We start from the raw sequence: 22,947 nt of genomic DNA, 5'->3' as shown, positions 1-22,947 counted from the left end.
CTCTCTCAGGAAATTCTGTGTTGTAGTGTGCTAACATCAATCCCCGAGGGGGACATTATGCACAACAAAGTATTGGCCGTTTTAGTTTTACTCGTGAGTTCAGGGCAGGCAATCGCCCTCGATTGTGGTGACAAAACAAACTCGTGCAAGATTGAAACCGGAGAATATCATATCGTTCTTCCGAACGATTGGCAGGGTGGACCTGCTGTGATGCACCTGCACGGTTATGGCGGTACAGGTGAGAAGATTGTAGGGAACTCGGCGTTCGTTGAAGAATTCACCAAGCGGGGATACGCATTTATCGCGCCAACAGCTCTCCCATGGTTGGATGGTAAACCCACCGACTGGTCTGTTCGAGACGGTTGGAACACCTACCCTCGCTCAGACGTAAGATTTCTCCGTGAGGTTTTGGCTGACGCTGCCCTTCGTGCAAACGTGAATGTGGGCCGGGTGTTGCTGACAGGATTTTCCAGAGGCGGATCAATGGTCTGGGAAGTTGCTTGTCTTGCACCGGAAATAGCGCTTGGTTACGCGCCGGCTTCCGGTGGTTTCTGGCTCCCGGCAACCGAAGATTGTCTAAAGCCGGTACACTTGCTCCATACCCACGGGTTTGCCGACAAAGTTGTTCCGCTTGAAGGTCGCGCAATACACAGCGAGGAGTTTGACGTTACCATCAAGCAGGCAGATATCTGGCAAGGCCTGTCGGTGTGGCGGCAAGAAAACAAATGCCCACCCAATGCTGCACATCACGAAATGACCGAGGGTCTGTGGCGCAAACGCTGGAACTGCAAATACGGTAGTCTCGAAATCATTCTGCATGACGGAGGGCACGGTTACCCGACAGGATGGAGCTCCACAGCGCTTGACTGGTTTGAAAGTCTGGGAAACTGACGCATCATCAATTTCAAAAAAATTGGTTTTGCTACGGTGAGACTTAGAAGAGCTTGTGGATCGGTCGGCTGGCCAAAAGGCACGTCTTCTAGATTTTAGTTAGAAACGCAGAGCGGATAGCCGTTTTCATGGCATCCAATGGCCCGGTTTCCTGTGAACCGGCTGCCGCCATCACCAACTTCGAGGTGGACGTTCTGCTGAAACCAAGGGTCTCGCCCACTATCGATAGACCGGCATGAAGTGAGGAACGCCCCAGTAGGCCGACCGCTATCCCTGCTTCGACCGCCGCGATTACACCAGCGACACTCTGGCTGGAATAGACAATGCGGTATGGTTTTGCGCGGTGCTCTAGCGAAGCGATTGCCGCGTCGCGCCACCAACAGGCGTGATCGAATACAGCCACCGGCAAAGTTTCATCGACTGAAAACTCCCGATGTGCGGATGAGACCCAACATGTTGGATCCTCAAACAACAGCTCTTCATGAGGCTCTGGGCTTTCAACTTCATAAACTGCAAGGTCCAACGACCCCTTGTCGATGGCGTCAGGGAAACCGGTGCTCAAAGCGCAGGTCACCTCCAACTCGACCTGTGGGTGGTGGCGGGTGAATGCTGCGATAATCTGAGCCAGTTTGGCTCGACCGTGATCATCTGGAACGCCAATGCGCAGTTTGCCCGTCACGGCCGTTTGGGAAATGTCCTGCAATGCCACGTCCAGACGTGTTGTCACTTCATGTGCAACGGGCAACAGCAGACGACCTGCATCGCTTAGGACGACCCCGCGCCCGTGCCGCTTAAATACGGGTTGGCCGAGGATGGATTCGAGGCGTTTGATTTGAAGGCTTGTGGCGGATTGGGACCTATGGATACGTGCGGCGCCATCCGTGACGCTGCCTGCCTCGGCGACGGCAACAAAGGTGCGCAACAAATCGCTATCCAGATTTACCATTTGAATTACCAATATCAGTGATTGAAACTATTCGTTTCACACATGTTTGTTCAACTCCTATTTTTCAAGATCAAAGGAGTATCCTATGACCGATCAGACAATTGTCCGCCGGCAATCAGGTAAGACTTATGTGGTCTGGGGCGTGTGCCTATTGCTGTTGGTCAGCATCGGTTTCGCCTGGCCGGAACACATTGCGGATGCCACTAGGTTTGTCCTCTGGGGCCTCGTTGTCGTTGCCCCGATAGTTATTCCGGGCATCCTTCTGGCGGCCTGGATCATCGCCAGCGGAGCAGACACCCACATTGCTGGCGTGTTCGAAGGCAGGACACTCCGAACAGTGGTGGCCGCATCATTGATCGGGGCCATCACGCCAATTTGTGGTGTCACCGTACTGCCATTGATGGCAGGGTTATTGGCTGCTGGCGTGCCGCTTGCCCCGATCATGGCGTTTTGGTTGTCATCCCCGATCACAGACCCTGCGATGCTCGCAACGACCGCTGCCACTCTGGGATTGAGCTTTGCAATTGGCAAAACGCTCGCAGCGTTCGGATTGGGTGTGTTCGGAGGGGCAGTTACCAGCTTATTTGCCAAAGCACCTTGGTCATTGTACGCGCTTCGCAACAATGGTCTGGCACGCCAACTCAGCACAGCGCGGCGTTGCAATGACCAAACCTTCGACCCATGGGTTTGGAGAACTCAAGCACGTCGGCATTCATTCAGAAAACAATTCTGGGCAACGGCACGGCTTATCTTAATCTGCCTGATTCCTGCCTTTGCGGCCGAATACGCGTTGAATGCTGCACTGACCCCAGGGGTACTTGCGGCTTATGTTGGCGAGGATCAATGGTGGGCTATACCCGCAGCGGTTTTTTTGGGTGCACCAGCCTATATCGATGGTTACGCCGCGCTCCCACTTACGCGTGGGCTAATTGACAACGGCATGTCTAAAGGTGCCGCCATGGCCTTTTTGGTTTCAGGTGGTGTGGTCAGTATCTGGGGCGCAATGGCCATCGCCCCGGTTCTCAAACTTAAGCCATTCTTGCTCTATCTTTTGCTTGCTATTTTGGGATCTCTCGCCGCGGGATACGCTTTTGGGTGGATCGCCTGACCGCGCACGAGAACTTGAGCAGGCATCGGCAAAGCACTATTCAAATCCGTAATTCGGCCATAGAACCGCTGCCGAGGAAAACGAAGGCTTTTGGCTCGTTCGGCTAAATCGAATAGAATGCACGTCACGGCCTTCCGCAGAATTTGGGCTTCAGAAACTGGATTCCAGTTCCGCAATTTACCACAAGCGCTGACGAGCATCGTCCTTCAGATAAGGGTTGAATTTTGCCGCCCAGAATGCACCTATGATTGAGAGATAGCCCTTTAAAGCTGAAGAAGGAGCGCGACAGCTGCCATCAATTGAGAGCGTTTTTCGAACCGCGCAAATTTATGGGCAAATCGTGCAAGCTTATGCGCAAATACCGCGCAGAATTATGGGCGAACACAGCCGAATTTCCTGCATGTCTTCAATGAAGACAATGCAGCGTTATGAGAACACCTACACTCTTGTAGGTGCGCCCATAGCTTTGCATTTCGCCCAAAGAATTGCATTTTTGGCCCAAAACTTTGGGCGCTTAAACCCCAACTTTCTTAGTTCGAGGCTCCATATCTTCGGGTCTCATTCTTTGCTTATTTCGCGCCATCGCCGAATTGCTGGGGAAGGTTTTCGGATGGCCGCTTCCAGCCCAAACCGGACATTCGATACTGGGATTCGCAACTCCCGAGATGCGGGAAGAGGTAACCATTTCGTTTTCTGCAATTGAATACGACAAGCCAGTGCGACTTTTTTCGGCAATCAAACCTGCGGTAAAACAAATGCGTATAGGCGTGACTTTTTGCCATCATCGGTCAAGATGTAAAGAACGCCACCACTTTCATCCAAAGCTATCCCCTCAGGATTCTTCACTTCCTTTACTTCATCCTTTTTGGAGTAAATTAAATCGATAGTTTTGACCGTCAGAACTTCAGGATCAAAAACGAATATTCGGCGCCCTTCATCGCTGAGTATCCATAAAGACTTGGTCTTGCCGGACCAGGCGATCCCGCTGATGTCTAGTTCATCATCGTCGGTGCGAGATGAAACAAAACCAGCCTCAGCCGCTAATGGAACTACTCCAACAATCTCATCAATTTTCGAGGAAATGACGAGCAGCAGTCTTGGTTGACCCTCAATGACTATGAATACTTGCCCAGAGTCTTGATCTACAGTGATCCCTTCCGGTCCCTTGTTCAAAGGGTTCTCAGCAAGCATTTCAGCAACTTTGCTGTAGCCCCTGAGTGAAGAAATTGGAGTAGAATTGACTTTGATTGGGTCTGTGGGTTGGACCGTTACGATGGATCGGTCAGTTTCTTGTAACAGCAATACAGACCCATCCTTTCTTCCAGCGACACCTTCCAAGTCTGTGCCCAGATATTCTGGAAGTTTGAACGAACTCTTTAGCTCTCCATCTACTCCTAGAAGGTGCAGCTTCGATGCTTCATCGCTCACTGCCCACAAGAATCCATGAACACTGGAAAGCGACAATCCGGATGGCTCAGAAAAGCCCGCTGATTTATCTGCCACTTTGTAAGACTCAATAAGTTCCAACATATCAGTCTGCGCTCTCACTGGGCTCGTTAACGCAAAAATGTTGGCGACCACAGCAAGGCTCGCGCAAATTACCTTTGCAACTCTTCGTTTGCGCCGATCATTTGGCTGGTTCATTCGAGTAAAACCTGCGTTCGTTTGGACTTAGTTCATACTCGATCAAAAATCGATGTTGTCCAACCTAACACAGTATTTGGCGGAAGTATGATGTCTGATCCAGCAAGGCTTTACCGGAACTAAATTCATAAGGTTGAATTGGTCTATGGGAGTGCGGCTTAGTCGTGAGGTGTTGAGCGATTAAGCCAAGTTACTCACTACAGAGCGACTATTCGACGATTCAGCGGGAGGAAAAGACTGTTGAGTAAGCTATTTTCGATTGTATCGGTCCTTTTGGCGGTGCTTTTGCCTAGTGTTAGCTATTCTCAGATTGATCCCGCTTCCTTGCTTGCAGGAACATCCGAGTCAGAGATAGTAATTGAACGAAGCTGGACTCAGTTCCGCGGCAAGCAGGAACTCTACTTTTTCACACTGGACGTCATCGTAACGATCATTTTGACCGCTGTGATTGTCTATCATCCCGTACGACGTAAAGCGCGCCGAAGTGTCAGCGATCTGGTTATGCCCAGATTGTTTTTCCTGTACGCGCTGATCGGAATGGCCGTAGGGTTCCTCGTTGTTCAACATGGGTCAATGATTGGTTTCGTTATCTTTGGCATCGGCGCGTTGCTCAGGTTCCGCTCCAATCTGGATGACCCGGTCGATACAGTCGAAATGATTATCGTAACGGTTCTTGGTCTTGCAGTCGGTTTGGGCTTGCCGCTGATGGCCACTCTGGTGGCGATTGTGTGTTGGTGTTTCATTTGGCTAGGCGGACGCAACAGGGGTGTCGAAGTTTCCCTGAAGGCTTCAGACGAAGAGCACTCATTGAACGTCAGCGGCGCCATTGAAGCTATGGCCGCAGACGCTGGATGGAAGCTGGTCAGAAAACACCACGTCCCCGGAAAATCTCGCGTTTCATTGCTTTTCATCACCTCGGGTGGACTTTCAGAAGCCCGGATAGAAGAGATGATAAACGACTTGGTTCCTGAAAAAGTTGAACTGAAACTCAACCTCTAGTCATTTGACAAGGTCCAAACGTTTCAACACCGCGTTCGGGGATCTGATCTCTTTCGGAAGCGACTTGAAGTTTGCCGACCTTTCGAAATCTGGTCCTCGATATACTGCTATCCCAAATTCTCCGTTTGGCTGAAACGTAACATGAGTGAAGCTGTGAGGTGATCTGGCTTTTGAGCCGATAAGCCGTCGGGGACCACCTCCCAAACAAGCTTGGGAGACGTAAGCAACACCGTCTTTCCAACCTGGATAGAAGGCATGATGGTGGCCTGACAGATGCAGAACGACACCGCTTTCCAAATAGATCTTTTCAAGTGTTGGGTCGCCGATGATTTCGCGTTCGCGCTGGATCGCGAATGGCCAAAGTGGGAGGTGACTGAAAGTGACAATCGGGTCTCCGTCTGCACCCAGTTTCTGTAGGCGGTCCTGCTGGTCACCGGATAAAGGTCCTAGGGTCGTTGCATCCAGAGACGCAAACGTAATGCCCTGCATCTCAAATGCGTAGAAGAACGGGTAGTCATCTGAAAGCAGGAAGTCGACGTCTGGTTTTCTCGGAGTCCATTCCTCTGCGTATATTTTTCTTTCCCGCTCGAACCCACGGTACGCAGAGGCATCATGGTTTCCTGGCGTGACCGCAAATGGAATGCCGGCAGCGGCTAAAGGATCTGATACGGCCTCGTGAAACGCCTTCCACATATCCCTGACCTGTTTGTCGGACAAGTTGGGAATGCGCTGCCCTGCAACCATATCTCCGGTCGAAATAACCAGATCTGGATCAATCTCGACTATCCGCTCAATCGCTTTGTCGACGCGGGCATCGTATCTTACCGAACCATAGCTTCCATTCAGATCCGATATGACGATGACATCCAATGCCGCCGCTTTGCAGGCGACCAGAGCGGTCCAAATGAATGCCGCAAAGAGCGTAGAAAGCTTACGGGTCACTACAGTTCACGGCCTCCACTTCGGTGTCGTTTCTCAAAAAGAATGCGACAGGATCCAAGTCGAACATCAAATCACCATTAGAACAATTGTCCCGGAGGATGGATGTTGCCAGCGCGGTGTTTTTCACAACTTGGGCAATCTGACTGTCTGACAACCCAAAGCTTTGCGACAACCAGCCGTAGACGGGACCTTGAGATTGAAGGTCATTATTCAAAGCGACCAAGCGCCGATACGTACTTGGAGAGAAGTGCCGCATTTTCTCTAGCATTTGAGTAGATTTTGCGAAATTGGCATACTCGACCCGCCCACCAGCATCGTTGTCGTTTAGATTGCTGCGACGGATCAATAATGCGTCGGCGGGAACGTCTCCATCGTTTGGTTCATGGTGCTTGGCCTTCCTATGCTTCAGGTCTCCGTCTTCGACCCAATACCAATAGGGTGTGAAGTCTATGTTTCCCACACGGTCCTGCTGGCTAAAGATGAAGTCGAGTAGAACAATTTCGGTGAGTTCTTGCATCCAAAATGCCATCTGTTGGTCACTGACATCGGGGCCGAGATCCTTGTTGATCATCCGGTCTTTTCGGCCTTCTTTAACGCCCTCTGCAATGGCTTCTGGCAAGGGTTTTGAAGAACGCAAAGCCAAGAAAGCGGGGGTTTCCTGAAAATCGCGGTTTTGACCTTTCCCCCAGCCAGACTTACGAGTGCCGTTGATTTCCGAGCCGTATCGCTGCCCAGGACTATCAAGCAGTACACCGTAAATTTGCGTTCGATCCGCGGTGAATAGATCGTCGGTTGGCTGGTATGATTTCGGGTCAGCATCCGCAGCTGCGAAGACGCGCCAGCCTTCGTGGTTCATGCGCCCGCCATGAGATCCACCAGAAATCGCAAGGCCAGGCTCGGCGACCTCGGAAAAATGCGCCTGGGCGTCCATGCTACGCCAAACAGCGACTGGAACTCTGACAGTTGCGTCGAAATATCTGGAGAAATGATAGTAAAGCAGTGAAGACGTGGAAAACGTTCCACTGGTGCCTTTTTGGTTCATGGTGGACTTGAATTTAGCCACCCTGTCCTTGGCCAGATCTTTTGCCGCCTTCCCCTCCTTGCAAGCGTTTCTCTCGAATTCAGAACGGTTCCCCACGTAAGGTCCTTCCGAAATATCGTAGACGGCCATTCCTGGGCTGGTGCTCCAGGTTTTTGGGCAAATAGCAATTTCGGAGGCATAGAAATCGATCTCGCAATAGGCCGCTTCTTCCTCAAGATTGCTTTTCTTATACTCGCCCGTTGGAACTTTATTGATCCGAATACAGCGTTCAGTAACACCGTTGGGACTATTAAATGTCGTGGCTTCACCTAGAACATCGTCGTTCGCCCACAAGACGGCGGGTGCAATGAAAGCAAGTGACCCCAGAAGGATGAACTTCATTTGGATAGTCCTCCCAATATCATTTGGGGCAAATCGTTGCCTGTTGTTCGGTGGAGATTTTCAACTTGGGGTCGACGCTGAAGTTGGAGAATTTTGAGTCAATCCACTGGTCGCACCCGCCTGAACAAGGGGCCCCGTTTCGGGCATCATTCCAATATTCCTTGGCCCTTTCTTCTGTCCAACCACAAAACTGAACGAGCGCCATTGCCGACAATGCCCCCGAGGAATGAACGCCCCACATGCAGTGCACCAATACAGGGCCTTTTCCAGGGTTTTCAATCACCTCGTGTATGGAAGCCATGACAGCACCGGGTCGGGAGGATCTGGCACTTTGATAGTCAAAGGATCCGTTTCCACAACTTGTGCGACCGTACTCAGTGTTTTTGCCAAAGTCGGCATAAAACCCGGTTGAAAACCCTTCACCGCACAAAGTTTCGCGTTGTCCTTCACTCAGGCCCGTTCGGTCCTTGTCGCCGCCTTTGAAACCAGAGCGATACAATACTCCGCTTAAGACTGGGCGAAAAAAAGCGACACCATCAACTCCTCCGTCGCCACCCTTTGAAAGCATTTGACTGTTGCTTGGGCCACCGTTTCGACTGGTCACATCAGAATTCGCCGCGGTTGCAAGAACACCAATGAATATGAGGGACGTCAAAAACCGCATGCGTATTCCTTTCTGTTTTCAGCCAGCGATGCTCACGCTTTTCTTGCCGGGAGTCCCGCGGAGAGGCTCGTTCACGGTAACCATGTAAGGTGGGCGGTTGGCTTCCCGTCCTAAAGTTTCAAATTGGCCACACCAGATTGATGAGAAAGACGACTACGAAGTAGGCCAGAACAACTTTCCAGTTCCATTGGTGTTTGTTTTCTTCGTTGATCACCCCGGCAGATTTCAATACGAGGTTTGTGACTATCAAAGCTGCAACAGTCACCACAGCGTGTGCAAGATCGAAGTGCATTTCTCAGCCTCCTTCACTTTTATAAACTAATCCGGACAAAATTCAGCAGTCGGAGGAAGGAAGCATGGTGACATCTGAATACCGACCCTCAGATGTAGTAATGCGCGCGCAAGCGCCTGTATTCCGGTTGAACCAGTACGAGGTCAGACCTTCGCTTCGGATGAGTTCAAATCCGAGACTTTGGATGCCCATTTCAGCCTGACCGGCGCGCGCACCTTCAAAAGACGAAAGGTCGCTTGAACTGCCGACGGTTGGCGACCCAGTATCCACTGATCCCCCGTTATCGTCACATGCCGCCAAAGCAAGGGCACAAACTGCACCTCCAAGCAGCGATAGATTGGTTCTCATTTCTTCTCTCCCTTTCTGGTCTCCAGCAATCCAAAAATCCAGTGCAACTCACGCGTGGACTTACTCGATTCCAAATATGACGTTGTAGTCAACTTGCGCATTTCCCCGGTTAATAACTTCAACGACATGGTCACCAGATTGCCAAAGCTGGCCCCGGTATTCTTTGTCCGCCGACATCAACTCCAGAAGCTCCGAGCCATCAGGGTTGCGAATGACGTAGTCCAACGATCCGTTTCGTGGCGCGACGCGCACATACAGAAACTGTTCGTTCTGCGCGCCAAGGACATATTGTTGAGAGGCGCCGGGCGCGAGTTGGCCGACGAGTTCGACACCGGTGGACCCGGCATCGAATTTGACACGCTGGCTACCGGTAGACCCGGCGGCACCGTCCATGGCTCCACCGCCATCATCCATGGCTTCGACAACCGACATCTCGCCGATGCTTCCATCCTTGTAAGCGATGCAGCGCCAAAGTGTTCCACCTGCATCACGCAGCATAACGAGCGTACCAGCTTCCGAGAACTGAGAGCTTTCAATCGTTCCGGATTGACCGTCTGGTCCACCAACCTGCCGCAAATGGTCGATACAAGCATCGTCGGCTTCTGACATTGCAAAAGCAGCTGTGCTCGCGATTGCGAACATGGATGTGAGGAGCTTGAGTAAAACGAGTTTCATCAGATGGTTCCCTGTTGGCTTGTCCTTACTGTTTTGTTCCGTACAAAGCGGAACCTCACTTCGCTTCTCGTAACTTTGACAGAAATTCATCGCATGCCTGTGCGCTGCCGACGATCTCGCCCGTCGTTTCAATTCCTTGCAATGACGCCATTTCGGAATTCACGCGATTGAGGATCTGATCCGCTTGCTCGGCGGTGATAAGGTTCTCGGCTTGTGCTCCTTTCAATGTGGTGCAGACACCAGCGGACAAGCCTGTCGCAACGCCGACACCCATCGCGGCCCCACCACCCAAGGTCATCGCCCCAACCACGCCGAGGACGAGCCCGATCACAATTCCCAAGATCACTTTTCCCATTTTTTCCTCCCTTTTGGTGAGACAGAGTTCCGCCTTCATTTCTGGTGTAAACTGCGAGCCCATCTGCAAATGAAAACCAGCGCCAAAATGTTGAGCATCGGCGCAATCGCTGCAAACCACGGCTTGGCGGACTCCGAAATTAAGTCCGCTACAAGTATCCAAGGTAGTCCCAACGGCAGTAGGAACACTCCGGACAAAGGGTCTCGTTCCTGTCCCAACCAGCCAAATGTGCCCGTCAAGAATGCAACCAACGCCAACAGGTACAGGACCGCGAATACGATGATGGTGGTTCTACAAACCAAGTCGAGCCTCAGCAGATCAAGCCAGTACTGCGCAGCCGTATTCAGCTGCGCACCAAACAGATCACAATGCGCCTTCGTCGCCCAGGAACTCGATACCAGCTGTCGCGCCATCACTGTAAGCAATGCAATTCCAAGGAGCACGATCCTCGCCAACGCCTACAGTGACCTGTGTTCCCGCCTCGCTAAACGCGGATGAGAGCACCACGACTTGCGAATTGTTTGTCGTATTGGCTACATCTCGCAAACACGCCTGCTGAGCCGGCGTGAGCTCGGCGGACGCGCTTGATGTACTCGTATCGTCGCAGGCCGCAAGCAGTGCGAAACATGTCGCGCCCGCAATCATCACCATCTTGTTAGACATTTTCTTCTCCCTCTGGTTCCCTTGAAATTAGTGAAATTGGATGCGCTTGTTTGAAGCTCTCGCGTCTGAGTACCCGACAGAACATGCTTCCATCCTGTGAATACCTTTCCCAAAACTTGCTGCGGCGGGCTTGGTCGGCGGAACGATATTTCGTTGACTGCCAAGACCGCCAACAACGCGTGATGGCCGAATGACGTCGCTGGCAAGAGCTAGAGCAAACTCTGAAAAGAGGGCGAGTACGTTAAGTCTGAGCATCGCGTCCTCCCAGCGCTCAATCATTGTAAAGTGCCTTCCGACCGCCAGCACTCACTCCAGCAGTCGGAAGGGCTCGGCACATCGAGCAGCAACGACAACAACGGAGGTAAAATGAAAGTTGTGTCGAATTCGCATGTTTGAATCTATTTTTTCATAAATCAACATTTTTTCCGCGCGTAAATTTCTCTACGCTCTCGTATGATAAGCGTTTGCTTTCAAAAAAGGTAAAAGGGAGCATCCTTAGGGGCGAGTGGGTTCTCCTTAACGGCGAAGCGTTTGAGACCGCACAGAAAGTAAGAAAGGAGTGAAATATGGGATTTGGCGAAGCAGTAAAAACGTGTTTCTCAAAATACTTCCAGTTCTCCGGTCGGGCTTTACGCTCAGAATACTGGTGGTTCTTCTTGTTCGTGGTTCTAGCGAGCGCTGCTTTAGCTGTGCTGGATACGATCATATTCGGGACCAACCCCGAAACAGGGCAAGGATCTCGGGTTCTGTCCTCTGTTTTCCAACTGGCTGTTCTCATACCTATGCTGGCCGCCGGTTGGCGGAGACTGCATGATACAGGACGACCTGGCTGGTATTTGCTGCTGCCGATGGCGCTCAGCATTACAACGCTCTTTGTTATGCTGGGTGGGGTGGCGTTCTTCTCGGTATTGGAGCAAGGGACCGAGAACCCTGACGCATTGCGAGGACCTGCGGCAGTCCTGGGCGTGTCCGGTATTGTTGTTGTCTCAATTCTTCAATTGGTTCTGTCCATTCTGATGATCTGGTGGTTGACGCGCCCTTCGGAAGAAGGCGCAAACGAATACGGCGAACCTGTTTCCTGACCTGGCTGCCCGGGCAATTGGCCGGACTCTCTGCTGAATAGCAGTGCGAACCGTAACACTATGGAGAGAGAAAATGAGTTTCAAAACGATTTCCACTGGGACGCTGATGGTGGTTATGGCGACTACAGCATCAGCGGAGTGGTCGTTTAGTTCCGGGCCCAATCCCAATGCATTTATTCAATCTGGAAACATGACGCTGGAACTACAGTGTAACCGTATCCGCTTTGCACCGGCTGGATATGAGGACAGCCAGGACATTGTGGAGAAGCAGGGGCTTTCCATTCGATTTTTGAAGAACGGCACCACCGAAGTTGGAGCATTTCAGGTTGGCGCAGAAAACGCTGCCTTGCAGATCGTCGACAACTATCCCGTCGAGGTCAGTTTCAATAGTCAGCAGGACTATGGTTTTGTACTGGACCAGCTTGCGGCCAATGCATCCGTTAATCTGTCTATGATTGATCAAGATGTCAGCTACGGAATCTTTGACTTACAAGGTTCCGGCGTGGCAATTCGGTCCCTTCGTTCCGCGTGCAACTCGGATGCTAGCCAGGGGACCTCCTACGAAGCACCCGAAGGCATCGTCTATTGTGGTGGTGGAGCGAAAAAACGCGTGATCGAACCCGTAATTTTGGACAATTCGGAGGGAGAGTGGGACGCGCGAGTAACGGTTAACGGCGCGTCGATCAGAGCCATGACAGCCTACAGCTACTTCGGAAACTCTGAGCCACCGGCCGGATTTGTCGTCGCCCTTCTTGGTGAAGACAGGTCCGAATTTCTGATTTTTAACGAAGGCTCGGCAAACTGGCTGGAATACGGGGACTACAGGTATGAACAATGCAACTGAAGCCACCTTCCAACCGGCTTCCCAATTGGCAAGCTACTTGAAACGTTTGGTATCTGCGATCCTGCTGGGTTCGGGCCTGGTTTGGACCTCACCAGTTGTCGCGGCTGACGTTTCGCGACTTCCAACCGGTTTGCGAGCAAAGGTTGATCTGGCGGCGCAGGCATGCGCGGAGTTCAACGACGGTCAGTTTGACTTAGATTGGGGTGCGGTTGAAAGGGTCGATCTCGACGGAGACCTACAACGCGACTGGGTTTTGAATGAGTCTGGTTTTGCGTGTTCGAGCGCCGCATCTCTTTACTGCGGAACTGGCGGATGCATGTCGCACTTCTTGATTGAAGAGGAGGTTCAATCCTTGCTCAACCAGGGCTGGACGGTTGTTGATTTTGGGCGTCAACGCGTTGTTGTTGCGGATATTCATGGATCCAATTGCGACGGAATAAACCCAACGCCTTGCGTCACCGCCAGTGTTTGGGATGCGGACGCTAAGACGTGGCGCTCATCTGCTGGCGATTGGGAATAAGTTGCACTTGAAAATTGCAGATAAGCCACAGGAGCTGGTTTGTTCGATGGGTTCTCTGTGGCACGCAAACTTATGGGCAAATTGTACAAAGTTATGCGCAAATACCGCGCAGAGTTATGGGCAAGCTTCCAAGATTTTCTTCAATGAAATCAATGTTGGGAATGCAGCGTTATGAGCGCACCTACAGTCTCTGAAGGGATTCAATAAAGGTTTCTTGTTGTTGCGAACTTGCCTGCTGGTTGGGACGCTACAGAAACACCTTACTGCATGGACATCGCAATCCGGGTCGTAACTAAACGTGAGCAGTGTTGCTGGGGTTCATGCTCAATGTGACTTCTGGAATCCCAGTTTTGGGTTCTCAGGCAGTTTGAACATTCTGCGCAGAAAGCAGACTCTGCAAAGTTCAACCAAAGACGTATTTTCGGTAATGATCAAGCAATCAATATGCGGCGCTAAAACCCGCATTTTTGATAGATTTCTGTTTCGGCTGCCATCATATTTGTGACCCCGGTTTTTTCGTCCCAGGGTCACATTTAGATACGCGAGTACTATTCGGCTGGCATCGTTGATGTTTCGGGATCAACAGTTGATGCAATGCCAGCCGCTTCGCGGCGCCCATCGTTCCAGATCGCTTTTATCAAAGCAATGCACATCAGCGCCATGACGATAGAGAAAGGTAATGCGCCGATTACCATAGCGGTCTGAATGGCCCCGGTTCCACCTGAGATCAGAAGGCCTCCAACCACCAATGCCAGCGCAGCGCCCCAGAACATGATATGCGGACGTGCCTTGGGCCCCTCGTCACCAGCCGCGTTGATCGTATTCACGATTAACACGGCCGAGTCAGCCGAAGTGACAAGGAAGGTCATCAGCAAAATCACGATCACAACCGCCATGGCCCAGGCCAGGAACTCGGCTATGGGCGCGAGCATGTAGGTGGTCATGGCAAAGATCTTGTCACCATTGGCCGCATCCAGGATCACACCGTTTGCGCCACCGTTCAGTTCAAGGTCGATAGCGGTGCCGCCGGCCCATGCAAACCAGACAAAGCACATCAGCGACGGTACGATCATCGCACCCAGCACGAACTCACGGATGGACCGCCCCCGCGAGATGCGCGCCAAGAACAATCCGACGAAAGGTGCAAACGCGATCCACCAGGCCCAATAAAACACCGGCCACCAGCCCTGCCATTGTGCCAGCAGGAAAGATTCAGACCCTTCTACGCCATCCGAGGCGTAAACGTTGAAGCTGAGCCAGGGCAGAGCAACCAGATAGTCCCAGATGCCGACAAAGAATGCCTTGGCGCCAAAGAACGTAGCCCCGAACAGGATGAAGAAACCCAGAAGGAAGATCGATAGCGCCATATTAATGTTCGACAGCCACTTGATGCCCTTACCCACACCAGACAGAGCTGACAGTGTCGAAGCCCCCATGATGACCAGCAACGCGACGATGATGCCCAGCGTTGTGGCTGAACCGTCTGTATTTGCCAGGCCGCCGATGCCGATACGCGTCAGGCCCGCAACGAACTGCTCAACACCAAAGCCAAGCGTCTGTGCCACACCCAAGATGGTTGCAACGACGGCGACGATATCGATCAGGTGGCCAAGGTTGCCCGAAAGCGCCTTACCAAAAAGCGGCGTCAGGGATGAGCGGATCGTCAGCGGAAGCCCACGGCGATAGCTGAAGAATGCCAATGCAAGACCTGCAATCGCGTAGCACGCCCAAGCGCCCAATCCCCAATGCAGATAGGACCACACGTAGGCAGTGCGCACATTGTCCGCATCTAGGGCTGTAGTGACCCCCTGAATAACCGAAGGATTGTTCTTGAAGTGGGCCACGGGTTCCGCCACCGCCCAGGTCAACATCCCAACTCCGATACCTGCACCGAACATCATCGAGAACCATGAGAAATTCGAGAACTCCGGCTTTTCGCCTTCTACACCCAGGTTCAGACGTCCTGCGGCTGGCCAGATGGCCAAACCAATACAGACGATAACAAACCCGGTTACGACCCAGATGTACCAAGCTGCAAACTGAGCCAGAATGGCTGCATTCCAATCGCCAAGGATCCTGCCGGCCTGGGTCGGCCAAACGATGCACCAGACGACCAGCAAACTAATGATAATCTTACTGATCACCGTGACGTTAACACTGAACCCCCTATAAAAACCGTTGTCAGCGGTCTTAATCGGAAGTTCTGATAGAGGTGGCTTTATCGCCATAATCAACTTCTCCCTGTTTTTGATATTCTGGTGGGACAGTCTGCTAGTTTTGGCCCGATCGCCCATATTGCCGGGAAACCAGTGAGCCCAACGATGCACACCAGTTGCATCGTCAATCTCACTGGGTCCGGGGAGTTAAAACGCGCCGAAATTCTTAGCTTCTCAGAGCCAGCGCACGCGTGTGAATTTCGTTAATCGGATGGCTGTCCGCACCTATGGCCGCGGTTTTGTTTGGTTATCATTGGCTCCCGTGTTTCTCTCACAGGGCTGCACTCGCGCCCATTGGCATAGTTTTTGGTATAAATTTTCTCTCTTTTGCAGTAGCTGAGTAATTATGGGTGACATTAACAGAGTTAATACCAGTCTAAGCCGAAACCTCGTGGCGCTTTATGCGTTCGAAATGGTCGCGAAGCATGGAAACTTTACAAGTGCCGGCGACGCTCTCGGGCTGACCCAGTCCTCGATCTCGCAACGGATAAAAGGTTTGGAGGTCGATCTGGGCGTCGTCCTCTTCAAAAGAGAACACCGGGGCGTTTCACTGACGTATGAGGGGTTGAGGCTTTTGAATGTGGTCAGACCCGCAATGACGCAGATGAATTTTGCGGTAAACTCTTTGCTCGAGCGCAAAACTAAACCCAGTGTTCGAATCTCAGCCGATTTTGCGTTCTCAACATTCTGGCTGCTTCCGCGTCTTGGTTACCTCCGAGAGGAAATCGGGGATGAAATTGAAATTCAGATTTTGGCGTCCACTGTGCCGCCCGGCCTGGATGATACCGATTGCGACATTCGTATCCATGTTGCACCCAAAGCCCAGATCAAACCTGATGAAATACTACTCTTGGAAGAGGTTGTCGCCGCTGTTTGCAGTCCTCAGCTATTAGAGAAGATTGGATCAATCCAAAATCCCGCGGACTTGCTGGACGTTCAACTTCTGAGCCTGTCAAAACCTGCAACCGCAGCGTGGCAAACCTGGCAAGGATGGTTTGATAGCCTGGGCATAACTGGCAAAAGAAAGAAAAATTACATCAGTTTCAACAACTATGACATGGTCACCCAGGCTGCTTTGTCTGGTGAAGGTGTCGCATTGGGGTGGATTGGATTGATTGATGATCTGCTCAGCAAGGGGTCTCTGGTGACCGTTACGGACGATTTAGTCTTCAGCGATGCTGGTTATGTAATGTCACGAAGTCATACCAACTCCGGCAGGGGGTCCAGGCTTGTGTTCGACTGGATTGCGGATCAAGTTCTCGCAGCATCTTCGAATTAGAACGTCGCTGAGTTGTTCAGTCAGCTCGGCCATAATGTCAGGTCAATTCGAAAGCTACGGCAATACTACAACAACATGAAGCGGCATTGAAAACTTGCTTTCTTCTCGCTTTACGGAATTGCAAAGTCTGGTCGCGAATGTCGGCTACTGGCTGAATCAGCCAAGTATGCAACCCGTAGAAAGTGACTGCTGTGGGCCAAAGCTGCCGAAAACTGACCCGGTCCTAAGGTGTTTTGTCAACCACGGGCGCGCATCTCCAAAGCGTCTTGTGTAGTTAGAATGTTTCCCGCGTAACCCCATGAACCGCTGCTTACCTCTAGCAACCGGACAGACGTTCCATTTTGTATTGTTTGCCCGGCGACTTCGCCGAAGGCCTTGGTGACATTTTGTATTATCTTGCCTTTTTCTTCTGCCGAAAACACACCTTCAAGCACCTGAATTTCAATTGAGGGCATCGCACACTCCATTTCTTAAGACTTACCAAAATGCTGGTCTATACTTGGTCGATTGTTCGACAAGATGACATGCAATGCCCATTCTTGTAAGAATCCTATGCAGTTCGAGAGGAGCAACTACATGTCAGCAATGGTTTCATTTCGCTCGGTTGTTGATCCAACGGATTGCGATTTTCTTGGACATATGAATGTTTCGAGGTACTTCGCCGCATGTTCCGACGGTGTTTTAGCCATTCAATCTGAAATGGGGTTAACCGCAAACGATATGCGAACGGGCCGCCGTGTTTCATTCGCCGTAGTCAACGCTCAAAGCGATTTCCGCGCAGAGCTTACTGCTGGTGAATCGATACGGCTGGAGACGGAAGTTGTAGCGATTGGCTCCAAATCCATGACCTTTAGACATCGGCTTTTTCGAGCTGACGGCAACAAGATAGCGTTCGAAACCGAATTCAAATGCGTACTGCTAAGCCTCGAAACCCGCCAAGCCACAGAGATACCCGATGACGTTCGCGAACGTGCAACCAAATGGTTGGGGAACCCAACCTGAATGACCAGAAAGTCCCGAATTGCGCTGGTTCACTCCGACCAATCTTAGCGCCGTACATCAATCGGTGGCTTTGGTCAGCATCGCTAGAATGACAAAGCTCAGTTTTGAAGGTCCGCTTCGGGCTGCGATCTGTCGCAGACATTGTATGCAGAAAATGTCTGCTGTGAGCCCAATGCAGTCATCCATCGTTGCTTGAGCAGGACAATAATTTGCGCATTTGACAACAAGTATTTACGGCCCTCATGCTAAAACTTGGAATTCGAAGTGGAACGACCAAAGGTAATTTCATGTTTAGATCATCAACCCGAAGTGAAGCAGAAAGTTTGTTAAGCGGACTTGCTCTTGGATTTTCTGCGGACCCATTCATGCGTTGGCTGTATCCTGAACCTGCCGATTTCCTCTCCCACTTCCCGCGAGTAATGGACTTCTTTGGAGGGCGTGCATTTGAACGGGGCAGCGCGTTTCGAAACGATGATTTCACCGCTGGCGCACTTTGGCTTCCGCCAAGCATTCACCCTGATGAAGAACGGCTTGTCGCCTGTTTTGAGCAGACGGTCTCACCAGAAAAGCATGATGCGTTGTTCGAAACCTTTGGGCAGATGGATAATTATCATCCCGATGAGGACTGCTGGCATTTAGCTTTTATTGCGGTCGACCCAATTCACCAAGGAAAAGGGTTGGGTTCCGCGTTGCTTGAATGCTGCCTCAAACGTTGTGACGAAGATGGAAGACCTGCTTACTTAGAGTCGACAAACCCTACAAATCTATCGCTATATAAGCGCTATGGTTTTCAAGAGATGGGTCTAATCAAAGCCGACCAAGCCCCACCCCTATTTCCGATGTTTCGAGCCGCCCAATAGCGATAGATCAAACGGCTGCATTGTCCGCTTCTCGGAAAACTGCAAAGTTTAGTTTTGAATGTCCGGTTTGGGCTGAGACCGGTCACAGATACGCGTCGCGGATATCTGAGCGAACTGCCATGTCGCAAAGCGACGTGACCTATTCTTTGACCCATGGTAGTGGCCCTGTGAAAGGGCACTCCATGACAGCGGAACAAAAACTACAAAACCCGACAGCTGGTATTGTGTTCGTGCTGATCGGAATATTGGCGATTTCTGTCAATGACATGCTGATCAAATTCCTTTCTGTCGGTTACCCCTTGCACCAGATGGTGTTTACAAGATCGTTGATCGGGATCGGGTTCAGCTTTGCCCTGGTCCAGATGGAGGGCGGTTGGCGCATCCTGAAAACCGATCAGCCGGGACTTCACCTTGTGCGCGGTTTGCTGATTGTCATTGCCAATCTGACGTTCTTTACGGCCCTGGCGGTAATGCCGCTGGCGGAAGCCACCGCTGTTTTCTTCGTAGCCCCCTTGATGATCACCTTGCTGAGTATCCCATTGCTTGGCGAAAAAGTTGGGCCGATGCGGATTGGTGCTGTGCTTGTGGGATTTTTGGGCGTGGTGATCATGACTCGCCCATGGGAGACCGGCGGCGAGCGTGAAGTTGGTCTGTTGATGTATGCCTTACCGGTTCTTGCTGCATTTACCTATGCCCTCAACAACGTGATGACCCGTTTTCTTGGCGCAAAGTCCAAAGCCTCAGCAATGGCCGTGTACATTCAGGCGTGCTTTATCGTTGTCAGTCTGTTGTTCTGGTCAGTGGCAGGGGATGGACGTTTTGCGAGCGAGCTCGAGAACGATAGCCTGATCTTCTTACTGCGTGCGTGGGTTTGGCCCGAAGGGGCTGACCGCTGGTTGTTTATTGGCCTCGGATTCAATTCTGCAATTGTCGGGTATTGCCTTGGCCAAGCCTACCGAATGGCAGACGCAGCTACAGTGGCACCGTTTGAATATGTCGGTCTTCCCATGGCTATTTTCTGGGGATGGGTCATCTGGGGCGAACTCCCAAACCTGCCTGTCGCAGTCGGTATTTCACTAATCTTGGGGTCAGGACTGTTTGTCTTTTTGCGCGAGCGTCAGAAAAAGAGGCACGTTGTTACTGAAAAGAGAGTGCACCGTCGGTATTAGGTGCCAAATCAATTCTGGCCAAAAGCCGCTCAAAAATACCTTGGGATATTGAATATCAATCACAGTTGAGCACTGATGAATCTTGTCATTAATGAGATGAGATTTTTGATGCGATACACAGTCATTCTTGCTGCGCTAATTCTTACCGCTTGCGGCAATGAACCCGCAGAGCCTTTGACGCGACTTTATCCCGGTGAAACCCCTGAGCTGCGCGTGATGATCAACGAAACTGCGGACGCAAACGGTGTACCGCGGAGCCTCGTACACCGTGTGATCCAGCGAGAAAGCGACTACCGCCCCAATGCCCGAAATGGTCCCTATTATGGGCTGATGCAGATTCTGCCTGCAACTGCGCGCCAGATGGGATTTCGCGGACAGCCTTCCGACCTCTTGGACGCTCAGACCAATCTAACATACGCCGTTAGATATTTGCGTGGTGCTTGGATGGTTTCAGATGGAAATGAGCCCGAAGCGGTCATGTGGTATGCCCGCGGGTATTATTACGAGGCGCGAAACAAATGCATGCTTGTGGACACCGGGTTAAGGGATACTGAAGTAAGAAAGTACTGCGGATGAAGCCCCGCTCTGACATTCTTATTCCCCGCTGGATCTGAGACGTTTGGGCAAATTGCTAACTTTGAGCTATTTGTCATGACCCCGAAAAAGCTAGTTGTCGGGCGTGCGAGCGCTTCCTCAGGAGAGGCTCCAATTCTGCAAACGACCTAGTCCTCCGGCGCAAGTAGTTTGCACTGGTGTGGAATGACGGGAGACTGGCACCGAAATTCCTACCTGTGCGTTGCTTTAGGTGACGTCTGGCGACACGCCGTGCTTATTACCAGAAGTTGGTTCAATCTCCCGAATTGCCAACTCCGCGATTTTTCGAACCAGATACCAAACGCTGCTCCGGCGTGTATGCCCCTTGATTCAGCCAGTCACACCCTGAGCCGGGATCCTACCGCTAGTGTGGATGAGGATCTGGCGCGATTGCGCAGGCAGATGATGGCTGTGTTTGAGCGGTGAAGTCTGTTTGACAGAAATATGCAGAAACCGAGTTTGTTGAGTTTCCGCTACGCGTAGCGGCAGAAAACAGATTTGCAGAGCAGTTGTACTTGTCGGTGGGATTTTCTCCAACGGGTATCGATATTCGAAGACCTAGTTAATACCCGTATTTCAGTATGCTCTTGGCCATTCGTATTTATGGATGGGCTGCTTGGTATTGTCTCTGAATTCTCAGAAGAGAATGGACATTTAAGTGCCCTGATCTCGCTACTCTTGCCGGAGGCAGAAAAAGCAGGGGAGACACGAATTTGCCAGATGCTGTACGACGTATGAGTGACCAAAAGCTAACACTAAGCTGCCTTCAGACCACCAGCATCGCCTGCGATACCGACTATGCAATCATCGCCGATCTGAATGCGATTTGCCGGGCTTTCCCCTCCGAGTTCCAATTTGGGTGAGGTTAACCAGAACGCGCATTGCCACGGGGTCATTTCACGCGGCAGGGCTTTCAATACTTTTTCCATCAAAGGAAGCGGGGTTCCATCCTGAGCAAACTGGAAAGATGGATAGGCGTTGGCTCCTTTGTAAGGTAAAGAAAGCACCTTTCCGGTTCGTGTCCAGATGTCGGCTATCCGCGTGATCTGCCAGGAGCCATTCTGCCATTGTGCGTGCACGCCTACATCGTCCAGCAACGGATACTCACGCGCAAAATCATCCATCCGGATGTCATTGACCGCGCAACAATGCCCCTCGAAATTATGCAAATACATCTACTCACTCACTGAACTCACTAACAACTCATGAAACGATACTGCCAAAAAACCGTTCTAACCAAAGTTAAGAAGTTCACATTGGGCAAATTAAACTTCAGCTAACCTCGTTTTTTTACCTAGCGCGCTGAAATTATTGTTGGTTTGCTTACGATAACCCGCCGTTCTGATGCTCGTAAAACCAGTTCTGAATTCCTGGCTTTGTTACTCATTGGAGTAGTAATCCTCACAAGATGATGGCATTGGCCATGAATCTACCGAACCAATCTCTGGTTTGTGAGTGATCAAGATCAGCGCGTTGAACAAAGCCGCCAGTCGCTCAGTCCAGTGTTGGAAACTAGTACCGAGCGCGGGCTCTCTTTTCTACGATCACGATCCTCCTCGTCTGACACTCCCGCAAAAAGACAAACAGTCCTGATCCTAAGATTAGCGTGACACCAACCGGGATGGGGAGGTTTTGTATTTCTACCGACCTAAATTCCTTTCTCTGGCCATAATACGGACTGACCATTCCAAAAATTTCCTACCGCCACCTTGAATTTCTGGACCAATCATTCCAAATCATGCGCATGAGCAAAAAAACTCTCCCAAATGGCGACATCAAATCATCCGCAGGTCCAGGTAGACCTCGTGCCTTTGACGAAGCTGAGGCATTGGAAAAAGCCTTGTGTGTATTCTGGCACAAGGGCTACGAGACCGCGTCCGTGGATGATCTGACCAAGGCCATGGGTTTGAGTCGGTCCAGCTTCTATGGAGCGTTCGGCAACAAGCAGGCTTTGTTTCACAAAGCCCTCAGCTACTATTCAAGGCGTGGTTTGAAAGCGCTGCGTGACGTTGCTGACGCGGGCGGAGATGACCCTGTTGGTGCGATAATGGAAGCTTTGGCGAACCCGCAAGGCGGTCGTGATGGCTGCATGCTTATCAACTGCCTGACGGAACTTGCTCCTCATGATGATGAAGTGGCGGCTCTCGGGCGGCAGCATTTGGAGAATATTGACGAGATTATTGCGAGAACGCTTGAGCCTTCGGATCCGGGACAGGCCCTCGACAAGGCACGCGCCTTTGCGTCCCTTGCAATCGGAACACTAGCCTTGCGCAAGGCGGGCGTTCCCGCTGAGCAGATATCGCAAACCCTGAAGCAAGCCCGGTTGGTGATTTCGCCATAAGGCCTCCCGCCACCATAAGGAAATGAAACCTAAAACAAACTCAATCAAAAGACAGTAAACCTAATATTGGACTGATTGGTCCAATAATAT

The 22,947-nt window shown here is 51.4% G+C and carries 24 protein-coding genes; 12 read left to right on the top strand and 12 right to left on the bottom strand.

What is annotated here, in order from left to right:
• Nucleotides 1-57: 57 nt before the first annotated feature.
• Nucleotides 58-891: a CE1 family esterase gene (locus tag ACR0B8_RS14870; RefSeq protein WP_226689725.1), complete on the top strand. Its 834-nt coding sequence runs from the start codon at nt 58-60 to the stop codon at nt 889-891.
• An 88-nt stretch (nt 892-979) separates the two neighbouring features.
• Here ACR0B8_RS14870 and ACR0B8_RS14865 read toward each other — a convergent pair whose 3' ends face one another.
• Nucleotides 980-1,837: a LysR substrate-binding domain-containing protein gene (locus ACR0B8_RS14865; RefSeq protein ID WP_170361932.1), complete on the bottom strand. Its 858-nt coding sequence runs from the start codon at nt 1,835-1,837 to the stop codon at nt 980-982.
• 85 nt (nt 1,838-1,922) lie between these two features.
• Here ACR0B8_RS14865 and ACR0B8_RS14860 point away from each other — a divergent pair, with 85 nt between their 5' ends.
• Nucleotides 1,923-2,945 (top strand): permease, encoded by a 1,023-nt coding sequence (locus tag ACR0B8_RS14860; protein ID WP_480658919.1) that lies wholly within the window; start codon nt 1,923-1,925, stop codon nt 2,943-2,945.
• A gap of 735 nt (nt 2,946-3,680) precedes the next feature.
• On the opposite strand, the gene ACR0B8_RS14855 is transcribed toward ACR0B8_RS14860, so the two are convergent.
• Nucleotides 3,681-4,475, bottom strand: a complete 795-nt coding sequence (locus ACR0B8_RS14855) for an SdiA-regulated domain-containing protein (protein ID WP_226689727.1) — start codon at nt 4,473-4,475, stop codon at nt 3,681-3,683.
• Nucleotides 4,476-4,829: 354 nt separating this feature from the next.
• Here ACR0B8_RS14855 and ACR0B8_RS14850 point away from each other — a divergent pair, with 354 nt between their 5' ends.
• Nucleotides 4,830-5,588 (top strand): DUF4956 domain-containing protein, encoded by a 759-nt coding sequence (locus ACR0B8_RS14850; protein ID WP_170361935.1) that lies wholly within the window; start codon nt 4,830-4,832, stop codon nt 5,586-5,588.
• On the opposite strand, the gene ACR0B8_RS14845 is transcribed toward ACR0B8_RS14850, so the two are convergent.
• From ACR0B8_RS14845 to ACR0B8_RS14815, 7 genes are all read right to left on the bottom strand, one after another.
• Entirely contained in the window at nt 5,589-6,530 is a 942-nt protein-coding gene (locus tag ACR0B8_RS14845) for a metallophosphoesterase family protein (RefSeq protein ID WP_226689728.1), read from the bottom strand.
• On the bottom strand, nt 6,520-7,953 hold the full coding sequence (locus ACR0B8_RS14840; protein ID WP_226689729.1) for a hypothetical protein: 1,434 nt from the start codon (nt 7,951-7,953) through the stop codon (nt 6,520-6,522). Before ACR0B8_RS14840 ends, ACR0B8_RS14845 begins: the two co-directional genes overlap by 11 nt.
• A gap of 19 nt (nt 7,954-7,972) precedes the next feature.
• Nucleotides 7,973-8,617, bottom strand: a complete 645-nt coding sequence (locus ACR0B8_RS14835) for a protein-tyrosine phosphatase family protein (RefSeq protein ID WP_170552483.1) — start codon at nt 8,615-8,617, stop codon at nt 7,973-7,975.
• A 118-nt stretch (nt 8,618-8,735) separates the two neighbouring features.
• Entirely contained in the window at nt 8,736-8,909 is a 174-nt protein-coding gene (locus ACR0B8_RS14830; protein WP_170399849.1) for a hypothetical protein, read from the bottom strand.
• Between the two features lie 408 nt (nt 8,910-9,317).
• The gene (locus tag ACR0B8_RS14825) at nt 9,318-9,932 is read right to left on the bottom strand and encodes a hypothetical protein (RefSeq protein WP_170578549.1); all 615 of its coding nucleotides are present in this window, start codon (nt 9,930-9,932) and stop codon (nt 9,318-9,320) included.
• A 55-nt stretch (nt 9,933-9,987) separates the two neighbouring features.
• On the bottom strand, nt 9,988-10,407 hold the full coding sequence (locus tag ACR0B8_RS14820) for a hypothetical protein (protein ID WP_480658923.1): 420 nt from the start codon (nt 10,405-10,407) through the stop codon (nt 9,988-9,990).
• A 243-nt stretch (nt 10,408-10,650) separates the two neighbouring features.
• Nucleotides 10,651-10,950 (bottom strand): hypothetical protein, encoded by a 300-nt coding sequence (locus ACR0B8_RS14815; protein ID WP_170337109.1) that lies wholly within the window; start codon nt 10,948-10,950, stop codon nt 10,651-10,653.
• A gap of 566 nt (nt 10,951-11,516) precedes the next feature.
• On the opposite strand from ACR0B8_RS14815, the gene ACR0B8_RS14810 reads away from it, so the two are divergent.
• The 3 genes from ACR0B8_RS14810 to ACR0B8_RS14800 all read left to right on the top strand — a co-directional run bounded on the left by ACR0B8_RS14810 (nt 11,517) and on the right by ACR0B8_RS14800 (nt 13,396).
• Nucleotides 11,517-12,032, top strand: a complete 516-nt coding sequence (locus ACR0B8_RS14810; RefSeq protein WP_226689731.1) for a DUF805 domain-containing protein — start codon at nt 11,517-11,519, stop codon at nt 12,030-12,032.
• A gap of 73 nt (nt 12,033-12,105) precedes the next feature.
• Nucleotides 12,106-12,876, top strand: coding sequence for a hypothetical protein (locus ACR0B8_RS14805; RefSeq protein WP_170361943.1), 771 nt, complete (start codon nt 12,106-12,108; stop codon nt 12,874-12,876).
• Entirely contained in the window at nt 12,860-13,396 is a 537-nt protein-coding gene (locus ACR0B8_RS14800) for a hypothetical protein (protein WP_170361944.1), read from the top strand. The genes ACR0B8_RS14805 and ACR0B8_RS14800 overlap by 17 nt, the downstream gene beginning before the upstream one ends.
• 548 nt (nt 13,397-13,944) lie before the next feature.
• Here the strand turns inward: ACR0B8_RS14800 and ACR0B8_RS14795 are convergent.
• Nucleotides 13,945-15,624 (bottom strand): BCCT family transporter, encoded by a 1,680-nt coding sequence (locus tag ACR0B8_RS14795; protein ID WP_170352056.1) that lies wholly within the window; start codon nt 15,622-15,624, stop codon nt 13,945-13,947.
• A gap of 334 nt (nt 15,625-15,958) precedes the next feature.
• Here ACR0B8_RS14795 and ACR0B8_RS14790 point away from each other — a divergent pair, with 334 nt between their 5' ends.
• The gene (locus ACR0B8_RS14790; protein ID WP_170361945.1) at nt 15,959-16,891 is read left to right on the top strand and encodes a LysR family transcriptional regulator; all 933 of its coding nucleotides are present in this window, start codon (nt 15,959-15,961) and stop codon (nt 16,889-16,891) included.
• A gap of 236 nt (nt 16,892-17,127) precedes the next feature.
• On the opposite strand, the gene ACR0B8_RS14785 is transcribed toward ACR0B8_RS14790, so the two are convergent.
• Nucleotides 17,128-17,346 carry a tautomerase family protein gene (locus ACR0B8_RS14785; protein ID WP_170414971.1) on the bottom strand — a complete coding sequence of 73 codons (219 nt, stop codon included), beginning with the start codon at nt 17,344-17,346 and terminating at the stop codon, nt 17,128-17,130.
• A gap of 121 nt (nt 17,347-17,467) precedes the next feature.
• Between ACR0B8_RS14785 and ACR0B8_RS14780 the strand changes: the two genes are divergently transcribed.
• The 4 genes from ACR0B8_RS14780 to ACR0B8_RS14765 all read left to right on the top strand — a co-directional run bounded on the left by ACR0B8_RS14780 (nt 17,468) and on the right by ACR0B8_RS14765 (nt 20,498).
• Entirely contained in the window at nt 17,468-17,893 is a 426-nt protein-coding gene (locus ACR0B8_RS14780) for an acyl-CoA thioesterase (RefSeq protein ID WP_170414968.1), read from the top strand.
• A gap of 365 nt (nt 17,894-18,258) precedes the next feature.
• Nucleotides 18,259-18,753 (top strand): GNAT family N-acetyltransferase, encoded by a 495-nt coding sequence (locus ACR0B8_RS14775; RefSeq protein ID WP_170533818.1) that lies wholly within the window; start codon nt 18,259-18,261, stop codon nt 18,751-18,753.
• A 182-nt stretch (nt 18,754-18,935) separates the two neighbouring features.
• Nucleotides 18,936-19,922, top strand: a complete 987-nt coding sequence (locus ACR0B8_RS14770) for a DMT family transporter (protein WP_226689733.1) — start codon at nt 18,936-18,938, stop codon at nt 19,920-19,922.
• A 75-nt stretch (nt 19,923-19,997) separates the two neighbouring features.
• Nucleotides 19,998-20,498: a lytic transglycosylase domain-containing protein gene (locus ACR0B8_RS14765; RefSeq protein ID WP_226689734.1), complete on the top strand. Its 501-nt coding sequence runs from the start codon at nt 19,998-20,000 to the stop codon at nt 20,496-20,498.
• Between the two features lie 773 nt (nt 20,499-21,271).
• On the opposite strand, the gene ACR0B8_RS14760 is transcribed toward ACR0B8_RS14765, so the two are convergent.
• Nucleotides 21,272-21,640, bottom strand: coding sequence for a hypothetical protein (locus ACR0B8_RS14760; protein ID WP_226689735.1), 369 nt, complete (start codon nt 21,638-21,640; stop codon nt 21,272-21,274).
• A 620-nt stretch (nt 21,641-22,260) separates the two neighbouring features.
• Here ACR0B8_RS14760 and ACR0B8_RS14755 point away from each other — a divergent pair.
• Nucleotides 22,261-22,857 (top strand): TetR/AcrR family transcriptional regulator, encoded by a 597-nt coding sequence (locus tag ACR0B8_RS14755; protein WP_226689736.1) that lies wholly within the window; start codon nt 22,261-22,263, stop codon nt 22,855-22,857.
• Nucleotides 22,858-22,947 lie beyond the last annotated feature (90 nt).

The sequence above is a fragment of the Ruegeria sp. BH6 genome, from assembly GCF_056538105.1.
Note: the sequence above shows the minus strand (reverse complement) of the source record. Positions and strands in the feature narration are given on the sequence as shown.